The sequence below is a fragment of the Candidatus Zixiibacteriota bacterium genome (genome assembly GCA_029860345.1).
In the GTDB taxonomy this organism is placed as follows: Bacteria; Zixibacteria; MSB-5A5; order GN15; family FEB-12; genus JAJRTA01.
On record JAOUBJ010000012.1, the window covers coordinates 147,454 to 157,689 of the forward strand.

At 54.7% G+C, this 10,236-nt stretch carries 8 protein-coding genes; 7 read left to right on the plus strand and 1 reads right to left on the minus strand.

Annotated features, from left to right (window positions below; genetic code table 11):
- The first annotated feature begins 1 nt into the window (after position 1).
- From OEV49_12825 to OEV49_12835, 3 genes are all read left to right on the plus strand, one after another.
- Positions 2 to 3,958 (plus strand): hypothetical protein, encoded by a 3,957-nt coding sequence (locus tag OEV49_12825; GenBank protein ID MDH3891957.1) that lies wholly within the window; start codon positions 2 to 4, stop codon positions 3,956 to 3,958.
- Between the two features lie 432 nt (positions 3,959 to 4,390).
- Positions 4,391 to 5,143, plus strand: a complete 753-nt coding sequence (locus OEV49_12830) for an FAD-binding oxidoreductase (protein ID MDH3891958.1) — start codon at positions 4,391 to 4,393, stop codon at positions 5,141 to 5,143.
- Between the two features lie 109 nt (positions 5,144 to 5,252).
- A complete protein-coding gene (locus OEV49_12835; GenBank protein MDH3891959.1) occupies positions 5,253 to 5,633 on the plus strand; it encodes a CoA-binding protein in 381 nt (126 codons plus the stop codon).
- A gap of 32 nt (positions 5,634 to 5,665) precedes the next feature.
- On the opposite strand, the gene mutM is transcribed toward OEV49_12835, so the two are convergent.
- Positions 5,666 to 6,517, minus strand: a complete 852-nt coding sequence (gene mutM / locus OEV49_12840) for a bifunctional DNA-formamidopyrimidine glycosylase/DNA-(apurinic or apyrimidinic site) lyase (protein MDH3891960.1) — start codon at positions 6,515 to 6,517, stop codon at positions 5,666 to 5,668.
- A 518-nt stretch (positions 6,518 to 7,035) separates the two neighbouring features.
- On the opposite strand from mutM, the gene pgsA reads away from it, so the two are divergent.
- From pgsA to thpR, 4 genes are read left to right on the plus strand one after another with little or no spacing between them, the layout of a single operon-like run.
- A complete protein-coding gene (gene pgsA, locus OEV49_12845; GenBank protein MDH3891961.1) occupies positions 7,036 to 7,617 on the plus strand; it encodes a CDP-diacylglycerol--glycerol-3-phosphate 3-phosphatidyltransferase in 582 nt (193 codons plus the stop codon).
- A 7-nt stretch (positions 7,618 to 7,624) separates the two neighbouring features.
- Positions 7,625 to 8,089 (plus strand): phosphatidylglycerophosphatase A, encoded by a 465-nt coding sequence (locus OEV49_12850; GenBank protein ID MDH3891962.1) that lies wholly within the window; start codon positions 7,625 to 7,627, stop codon positions 8,087 to 8,089.
- 13 nt (positions 8,090 to 8,102) lie between these two features.
- Positions 8,103 to 9,344: a competence/damage-inducible protein A gene (locus tag OEV49_12855; protein MDH3891963.1), complete on the plus strand. Its 1,242-nt coding sequence runs from the start codon at positions 8,103 to 8,105 to the stop codon at positions 9,342 to 9,344.
- Positions 9,341 to 9,916, plus strand: a complete 576-nt coding sequence (gene thpR, locus OEV49_12860; protein MDH3891964.1) for an RNA 2',3'-cyclic phosphodiesterase — start codon at positions 9,341 to 9,343, stop codon at positions 9,914 to 9,916. The genes OEV49_12855 and thpR overlap by 4 nt, the downstream gene beginning before the upstream one ends.
- The last annotated feature ends 320 nt before the right edge of the window (positions 9,917 to 10,236 follow it).

A 10,236-nucleotide genomic window follows, 5' to 3' on the forward strand; every position in this document is an offset into this window, starting at 1 on the left:
TATGGAAACCTTATTCGACTATATCAGCAGCTTGTCGCTGGACTCAGCTCACCTGGCCTTGAATATGGTATGGCTGGGGCTGGCCCTCACTGTCGTGGTTGGTCTGGTGTGGCGATTTGCTCGACCGAACGAAGCGGGCATCCGTTACGCCGCATGGTGGTCGGTGTTGACTATCGTGATTGCCCTGCCCTTTTTGGTGAACGGCACGGCCGGTCAAATCTTCAACGGCGAGGCATCGGTAGAAGAGATCAGCAGCGCGCCGATCGAGCCACATCAAAGACCGGCACAGGCTGCGACAGGAGCTTCGATTGGGCAGACAAGTAAACCCGACCGCTCCCGGACAATGACAGACCGACCGCAAGAACAGACTGCGCTGAGGTCCAAGACGACAGTTGAACCCAACCGCACGAATCGTGCCCAGGTTATGGGTTCGGTCGAGACCAAGTCCGAATCCGAGCTATCGGTAGGTTCGGTACTGTTGGGTCTGTTGCCGATGACTCTCTTTTTGACCTGGTTTGGTATCTCGGGTTTGCTGCTGATGCGCTTGCTGTCGTCTCACCGACGCATGGTGAGCATCAAACGGTCGAGTCGTCCTTTGGATCTCAGCTACTGGCCTCAGTTGGCCGTACTACTGAAAAACGAGACCGGTGAGCGCGCGGTAAGCATCCGATGCTCAGCCGAAATCGACCTGCCGGTGGCTGCTGGGCTGGGCCATCCGGTTATCCTGATGCCCGATCACCTCATCGATGAGCTGACTCAACCGGAATTCGAAGCGATTGTTCGGCATGAACTGGCCCACATAAGACGCTGGGATGACTGGACCAAATTGGCCCAGAAGGTTCTTGAAGCGATTGCGTTTTTTCATCCTGCTGTGCGTTGGATCGGCCGTCAGTTGGACCTGGAGCGCGAAATGGCCTGTGATGAACTGGTGGTGCAACAGACCGGCGACCCCACGGCCTATGCTCAATGTCTCACCAGATTGGCTCAGTTGACAAATGGATCGACCACGTCGTTGGTCCCCGGCGCGCTCAACGGCCGCAAACAGATTTTCAAACGGATCGGCAGCCTGCTCAACAGATCGGGCCACCACCGCAAGTATAGTCGAATCCGCATCACCGCCTTCATAGTTTCTGTCCTGGCCGCATTGTTCCTAATGGTGCAGGCGGCGCCGGTCATCGCGGTGCCGGGCAGAGCTGTCACGCTCGATGAACTCAGCCAAACAGTTCGGGCTTTGATGCCCGAGGCTGAGGCAGAAGCAGAAGCAAAGCCCGTGGTCGAAGAGGCCCAGGCGGAGACCGCTGAACAGTCACTGGGAATCGCCTACATTCAATTTGGTGCCCAGCCGCTGATGTTGGCTTCGCTTGATGAGCAATCCGAAGACACAGGTGAGAGCGAAAGCAAAGACCGTGCAGAGACGAATCGGTCCGACACCGAGGAGAAAGACACCTATGTACGGGTGGTGAACTGGTCGAACAAGATGTTCGATATGCCGATATCCGGTGTCATTCACGGCGAAAAGGGAAAGCCGTCAACCGTGGTGTGGACAAGCGATGACCGGAAGAGCCGTGTAGCTTTGCAGGGTAAAGTGCGTTTTGATTCTGAGAATCGGGCCATCAGGAGCATCCCCAAAGGTGGTTTCGTTGCTATCAGGTGGTTGGACGATGACTCCGAAACGGACTGGTGGGAGCTTGACATCACTCGGGGCAAAGGCGGCAAGCCGAGCCTACAGTATTATCACAACGGGCGCCCCATTGAGGAGGACAATGGCATTCGCAAGTGGAAGCGCTGGGTCCTCAGACAAGCTATCCCCACTCTTCGCAGCCTGACCGGTGGAGGCTCGCACGATCACGTCCCGCCGGTACCACCTGCTCCGAGCTCTTCGAGTTCATCCCGCTCTTCCAGTTCATCCAGTTCTTCCAGTTCATCCCACTCCTCCAGTTCTTCAAGCTCGTCCAGCCGCTCGGATCGATCCGTCGGCTATGTCTACACGCCGGGCGACGACGGGTCCGTGCCTCAGGTGGTAGGTCTCGGTTCGGGGGATGCTTCGGGATACGTGATCGCCGACGGCGATGGCGAAACCGGCGGTGTGGAAGTGACGCCTTTGAACTTCAGTGATTACGGCGCTTATGTTTATGGCGTATCCGATGATTCCGAACCCAAGGTGTATGCCGCCTCAGGCAGCAAGCGCCGCGGTGATCGTGGTCTGGTAGGCCAGGCATGGGACTGGGCAGGTGATGCTTTTGATGAATTAAGCCGCGGCACCAGCCACATAATCGACGAGGATCATCATCAGATTCGGTGGAACGATGGTCGCTCCCGGATACTGGTGGAGTTGGACGGCGAGATCGAATTCACCGATGATGATCGCGGTATCAAGAGTATCTCTCGTCGCGGTTACATCGCTATTCTGGAGAAGCGTGGTTCCAAACGGCGTGAGATTGAAATCGAGCCAAACGCCGACGGCAGCCTGGACTACATCTACGAACTGAACGGGCGGGACCACGATTTCGATACCGATGCCAAGGAATGGCTGGCTGAGATTATTTTGGAAATCATCAGAAACTCGGCCGTCGGTGCCACCGAGCGGGTGCAACGATATTATGCCGAAGGTGGCGTGGATGGTGTCTTTGAAGAGATGCTCGACATTGAGAGTGACTATGTACGAGGCATCTACTTTCAGGAACTGGCTGCTATCGACGGTCTGACCGAACGAGAGTACGGTCAGATTATAACCGAGGCGGGCGATCAGATGGATTCCGATTATGAAAAAGCGGAGTTCCTTATCAGCCTGGTTGACCAACTCAAAGAGAACCCGGCCCTGAAGATGCTGTTTGTCGATGCCGTTGGAACTATCGACTCCGACTATGAAAAGCGCCGGATACTCTCTGAACTGACTTTCGGCGAAGAGGCCGACCCCGAACTGATTATGACGGTTCTGGCCGTGGCCGACGAGATCGACTCCGATTACGAAAAAGCGGAACTGATGATCGAATTGGCGCCGGTGGTAACATCGGATTCGGTCCTCCTTAGGTCTTACGTGGACGCGGTGGAGTCTATCGACTCCGACTACGAAACACGCCGGGTGCTGTCTGAACTGGCTTTTGACGATGATGTCGACGAAGAGGTCGTTCTGGTAGTGCTGCGTATCGCCCGCATGATGGACTCAGATTATGAGAAGGCGGAGTTGTTGATAGAAATGGCGCCATATTCCAGCCAATATGCACTGGCTCGTGACGCCTATGTAAGCGCTATCCGAAACACGGACTCCGACTACGAAACGCGCCGCATCATTTCAGCTTTGAGCAACAAACGGGATCTCGACAGCGAAGCGGTCGAGGACCTGCTGCACATGGCTGAGGAGATGGATTCGGACTATGAAAAAGCTGAACTTTTGATCGAGCTGTCCGAACTGTGCGAGGATGACGCCGAGTTGTTGGCCACAATGATGCAGTCGGCGGCTACTCTGGACAGCGACTACGAGTCCCGTCGTGTTCTCTCATCGCTGAGACTGGACTGTGAATCGCAGCCGGATTTGACTGAGGGGATGCTTGAAATTGTCGAAGGGCTTGACTCCGATTATGAAACCGCTGAAGTGCTCCTGGACCTGGCCGAGTGTGCCGCCATCCACGAGAAGTTTCGCGACTCGTATCTGAGAGCGGCTGACAATCTCGACAGCGATTACGAGCGCAAGAGAGTGTTGACGGAGCTGATCGATGAATCTGATGAGCCGGACTCGGCCATGATTGTCGGTGTGCTGGTCGTTATTGAAGATATGGAATCCGACTTTGAGAAAGTTGAACTGCTCACCGAGTTGGCGCCGTACTGTCGCGGCAACGACTTTCTCGAAGAAGCTTACACCGATGTCGTCGAGACCATGGATTCAGATTTTGAGATCGACCGCGCTTACAGCCGGTTGTACCGTCGCCACGGACGCTCGGGAAGCGACCGGAGCAATTAGCACGGTCAAGCCGTGAGTGACACGGTCAAGCCGTGAGTCACACGGTCAAGCCGCCCATAAATGGGTAATTTGCGCTTCGCGCTGCGTCACATTACTTGTGGTGGTCGAGTCTTCAGACTCGGCCACTTTCTTTTGCGAACATAATCCCGCCGAGTCTGAAGACTCAGCGGGACCTACCCATCTTACACCGTGAGGCACGAGGACGTACACTACGGCAAACAAATACAGATGGATTCCCGCCTTCGCGGGAATGACAGGGGGGCGCGGGAATGACACCCCGCGCCACGCGGGGTTTTTTGCGCTTCACGCGCGTTGAACCGCCGCTTCTCGTCATTGCCAGGAGGGAACGCTGTGACCGACGCGGCAATCTCATACTGCGAACAAACCGAACTCCGAAGTTGACAACTGGGCAGACTTTCCTATTTTGCCGCCATGACAGAGTTGCGCGAATTTGTGTCCATAGCACAATCCGAGTTTGATTACGACAGGCTGACCTGGCAGAAACAGATACCTACCTTTCATCCTGAGACGGCTCAAGAAGCCGCTCGGTTCATGGCCCTGGCCAATCAGCATCGGCAACGACTGTTCATCGTCGGTTTCAGCAACATCATCACGCCGGAGGGACCGTCTTTTGATGAGTTCGTCGCCATCAAGAGTGACCGCCTGAACAATCTGATCGAGATAAACGGAAAGGATTTGTTCGTCACGGTCGGGAGCGGATACCCGTTGCGCGAAATCAACCGCCATTTGACGGAGCACAATCTTTTCGTGCCCCATTCGGACCTGCCGTATGTCGGCTCGGTCGGTGGTGCGCTGGCCGTGGGGTTAACGGCTGAGATGCATGGACACGAGGTGCCGCTGAGTCGTTATTTTCTGAAAGCCGAAATCGTAACTCCGGAAGGCGAGATCATTACGCCCGGATCAGTCTGTTTCAAGTCGGTCTCGGGATATGACATCGTGAAAATCTACTCTGGCTCATGGGGACTGCTGGGGTTTATTGTCAGTGCGTCGCTTCGGGTAATGCCGGATACAGGCCGTGAAGATTATGCCACCATGCAACAGAATTCGGTGGACCGGGCCGGTCTGATCAAGGACCTTGATGAGAGCAATACTGATCCGGATGCGATCTACTCACGGAAGATCAAAACCAAGTTTGATCCCAACAACGTCCTGCCGTTGGTTTGATTTTATCGCGCTCACCTTTCGCGACGGGAAACTCGCCGGCCTCAAACTTGTTGATAAAGACAGACACCGACGCAAGGCCAGTACACACGATAACGGCAAGGAGTGAGTCGTGACAAATGCTAATCCAAACTCAACCGTAGCGGTTCTCGGCGCCTCGACCAACGAGGAACGGTTTTCATTCAAAGCGGTCAGGATGCTGAAGGAATACGGCCACAATCCTATCCCGGTTCATCCGGCCGGCCATGTAGTCGACGGCATCACGGCGGTCAAAGTGCTCACGGAGGCCGGCGATGGGATCGACACTCTGACCATCTATGTGAACGCGAAGATATCAGGCGGCGAGTTCGATAATATTCTGAATCTCAAGCCACGCCGTGTCGTGTTCAATCCGGGGGCTGAGAATCCGGAACTGGCCGACAAGTTGCGAGATGCCGGTTTTGAAGTGGTCGAGGCATGCACCCTGGTGATGCTGCAAAGCGGGCAGTTCTGAATCCGATCCCAGTCGATCCTACGTCGGATCAATCACAATCGCTGGCAGCGCGGGCAGTAGTGGGCCGAGCGTGAACCGATTTTTTCACGTACGATCCTGCCACCGCAACGTCCGCACGGCCGGCCTTCGTTATTGTAGGCGCGCAGATACTTCTGGAACGACCCGCTGGAGCCGTTGACACCGACATAACTGTCGACCGAACTGCCCATCAGCCGAATTGCTTTGGCCAGCAAGCGTTGAATATGACCATGTAGTTCGATCAGTTTTTTCGGCGACGGTGAGTTGGTCATCCGTCTGGGATGGATACGAGCGTGATACAAAGATTCGTCGGCATAGATGTTGCCCAGACCGGCGATGAATGTCTGATCCAGCAACGCCGGTTTGAACATGCGCGGACGACGCTTGCAGAGCTTAACGAAATCATCCGAGGTAATCTCTGACGGTTCCGGTCCCAGCTTGGCCAGACCGGGTTGTTGGTCCAGTTCGTCACTTGGGAACAGTCGCAAGCGACCAAACCGTCGGTAGTCGTTAAAACGAAGATGACATCCGTTGTCACCGCCCTTGGTCGACTTGAAATCAATCAGCACCAAGTCATGTTTGTGTACCGGATGGGTGTGCGGCAGATAGAAAAAATGGCCGGTCATTTTGAGATGCACCCACAGCGTGAGTTCGCCTGAAAGATGCATCAGAATGTTCTTACCGCGCCGTGTAATGCTCTGGATTTTTCGTCCGGCGAGCAACGATGCGAAAGTCTTCGGGGCCAGCGTGCGGCTCACGACGATTGACGCGGGCGGTGCCTGAACATGCACTCGTGTGATTGTCTTGTCCAGGATCGTTTCGCGCAATCCTCGGACGACAGTTTCTACTTCCGGCAGTTCCGGCATAGGACTCCTATGATTGCCTATTTTAACGTTACCGTCAAATCAACTCTGGTAGGTCAGGAGCCTTGTGCTCCTGACACAAATGGCGGGTTCACGCCGCGGCGCGCAGGCGCAGACTGACCCGCCCTACTCTTCCATAGTTACGGCCAAACTAAGGCAGTAACGCAAAAACGGCAAGTCTTGTAGGGCAGGTTTGTCTGAAAGAGCAGATGGATGCCGGATCACGGTCCGGCATGACAGAGGAAGAGAAGACTGGATTTTCGCCTTCGCCGGAATGACACCCATAAATGGGTTTCTTGACCTTCGCGTATGAGTGCACCCTATGGCGGCGCTCTGATTACATGGAAATGAGCTTGCCGCGCCTTTCCGCCCCGCCTGCGGCGGGGGTCGCTAGCGATGATGGAACAGCCGCGCCCGGCGCGACAAGAGAAGACTGGATTTTCGCCTTCGCCGGAATGACAGAAGGGGCCTTTCCGGTTGACAGTGGGAGAGGCCCGGCCTAAATTAGCGGTCTCATGAATATGCCGAACAAACTCACCCTGCTGCGGATCATAATTGCGCCGATCTTCATGTACTTTTTCCTGATCGACAGCTTCTGGATGCGCATGACCGGCCTGGTGCTGTTTGTAATCGCCGCCCTGACCGATTTGGCCGACGGACACTACGCCCGCAAATACGGTATTGTTACCGGCTTTGGTCGATTCATGGACCCCTTAGCCGACAAGATACTGGTCTCGTGCGCGCTGGTTTCGTTTATCGCCCTCAAATATGTTTCACCGTTGCCGGTGATGTTGATTATTGGACGCGAGTTCGCCATAACCGGCCTGCGACTGTTGGCTGCATACTCGGGCGTGGTGATACCACCCACCTGGTGGGCGAAAGTGAAGACGTTTTTGCAACTGACCGTGGTCGGACTGTTAATCGGTTACATCAGCCTGATAACATCGCTCGTACATTTTGAAAGCAGCGCCCTTTCCATGTTTGAATTCGATCACTATTTTTATTTCAATCTCTTGCTCTGGGCGGCGGCCGTGATTACTGTGTGGACCGGTATCGACTACATTGTAAAATACTTCTCCATGATCAAGTCGGTGCTGAAATAGGAGTATAATGAAAGATCACATAGTCAGACTCGTCGCTACCGGATTGTACTCGGGATATGGTCGACCCTACCCCGGAACATGGGGCACCGGACCGGCCTGGCTTATCGGTTATTTTTTAATCGGCGGCGACCAGCGGTTGTTGATCGGCGCCGTGGTCGTCTCGTTCGTGCTGTCGGTCTGGGCGGCCGGTGAGGCCGAGAAGATGTTCGGACACGATGCCCGCAAGATCGTGATTGATGAATGGGCCGGGATGTTCGTGACGTTTCTGTTTGTACCGGTTTCGTTTCAAAACTATGTGATTGCGTTTGTGATGTTCCGTGGTTTTGATGTGGTAAAGATACCACCGGCTCGCAATGCAGAAAAACTACCCGGTGGCTGGGGTGTGACGATGGATGACATCGTGGCCGGCGTACAGGCATGCGCCGCCACTCATCTGATTATCTACGGTCTTGACAAGTTCCAAATCTTGTGAGTATTGTGTTTCGATGATTACTGAGATCATAACAATCGGCGACGAACTGATCACCGGGCACACGGTCGACACCAACGCTGCCTTGATCGCGCGGCATCTGACCGACATCGGTTTCTCAGTCAAATACCGTACATCGATCGGAGACTCGCTTGACTCCATGGAGGAGGCCTTTCGGCTGGCTCTTAACCGGGCTCGCCTGGTGATCACGACCGGCGGGCTGGGTCCCACCCAAGATGACATCACGCGCAAAGCTATCGTGAGACTGTTCAAACGCAACCTGATCTTCCATCAGGAAATCCTTGACGACATTCGCGCCCGTTTTGCCCGGCGCGGACTTGAAATGCCGGCTATTAACCAAAACCAGGCGTTACTGCCCCAGGGGGCATCGCTGTTCGCCAACAAATATGGTTCGGCCGTCGGCATCTGTATCGCCGAGGAGGGACGCATCTTTATCGCGCTGCCCGGCGTACCCTCGGAAGCCGAACAGATCCTCATTGATGAAGTGGTGCCCTATCTGAAGGGTCTCCAGGTCAACAGGGCCACCAAGACGATCAAACTGCGCACCACCGGCATCTTTGAGTCGAAACTGGCGGAACGAATCGGACATGATCTCAAGCTGGATAGCGGCGTGCGGCTGGCCTATCTGCCGTCATTTGGCGGGGTCGACCTGCGAGTTCTGGCCGCATCTGATGATCGGCAGGATGCCACCGACAAGGCCCATCGACTCGTGCGCCATCTCGAAGAGTCGTGCGGACGATACATCTATGGACGCGACGATGACACGCTTGAAGGTGTCATCGGGCAGTTGTTGATCGATAACGATAAAACGTTGTCTGTCGCCGAGTCTTGCACCGGTGGCCAGTTGGGTCAGTTAATAACATCTGTCAGCGGATCATCCGGTTACTTTCTTGGAGGTGTCATCGCCTACGCCAACCAGGTAAAGCAAGAACAGTTGGGCGTGGATGAAGACATCCTGGAGAAACATGGCGCGGTGTCCGAGCCATGTGCCGTGGCCATGGCTGTCGGGTGTCGCAAATTGCTTGGGAGCGATTACGCTCTCTCCGTTACCGGTGTGTCCGGACCGGCCGGTGGCAGCGAAGAAAAGCCGGTCGGCACCACGTTTATCGGGCTGGCCTCGGCTCATACTTCGTTTGCCCGCAAATTCAACTTCGGAACAAAGCGGGATACCGGACGCTCACGGGCAACCTATGCCGCGCTGGAATTGCTCAGGCGCGAGATTCTCGATATCAAATGATGCGATTGTTTATAGCCTTGCCGCTGGGGGAGGATGCCCGGAGGTATCTTGGCTCGATCATTGATGATCTTAAGCCTTATGCCGATGCCGTCAAGTGGGTGGCGCCCGAGAATGTTCATCTGACGCTCAGATTCCTGGGTGACACCGAGGAACAACGCCTGCCTAAGATTCAGGAACTTCTCGACAAGGTTGTTTCAGGACAGGGTATATTTGAGACCTCTACAGGTCGCCTTGGCGCCTTTCCAAATCTGAGGCGGCCGCGGGTGCTGTGGGTCGGGCTTGACAGAAACGTCGAGATGCTTGAGAAGCTGGCTCGTCAGGTTGAACTGGGTGTGCGCAAGTTGCGCTTTGAAAAAGAGTCAAAAGGTTTCAAGCCGCATCTGACGCTTGGACGAATTCGCAAGCCGCAGGGGTTGGATCAACTGGTCGAACGGATGGAGTCATACACTTTGGAGCCGTTGCCGCTCACGCTGGATCGCATTGTATTGTTCAAATCGACGCTAACACCAAAAGGACCGATCTACGAACGTTTGCACCAGGCAATGTTGGGGCAGGAGCGGTTCGGCGGGTGATAAACAACTGTTTTGCGCAAGGCGCGTTGCTTATGTCATCTTGAGTTCAGACGAAGGTTCCTTGTGCCCGACGGATGTCTTCGGCTTTGCTGGCGGAACCTGCGGCTAAGTTCTTCTCAAGAGAAAAACGACACGCTCGCTTAGGGAGTCATCGGTCGTGGCAATGTAAGCTATGTTGTGTAGATCGTTGAATGGTAGTGCAAGGATTATTGTGTAAATTGTGAATTAGGGTTTGGTTTGAGTTTTCGGTTAAGTTCCTTGACTTGAGTAAAGATTATTCTTTCACAGCTTTTTTCATCTCTAAATGAGTCAATCAGTTT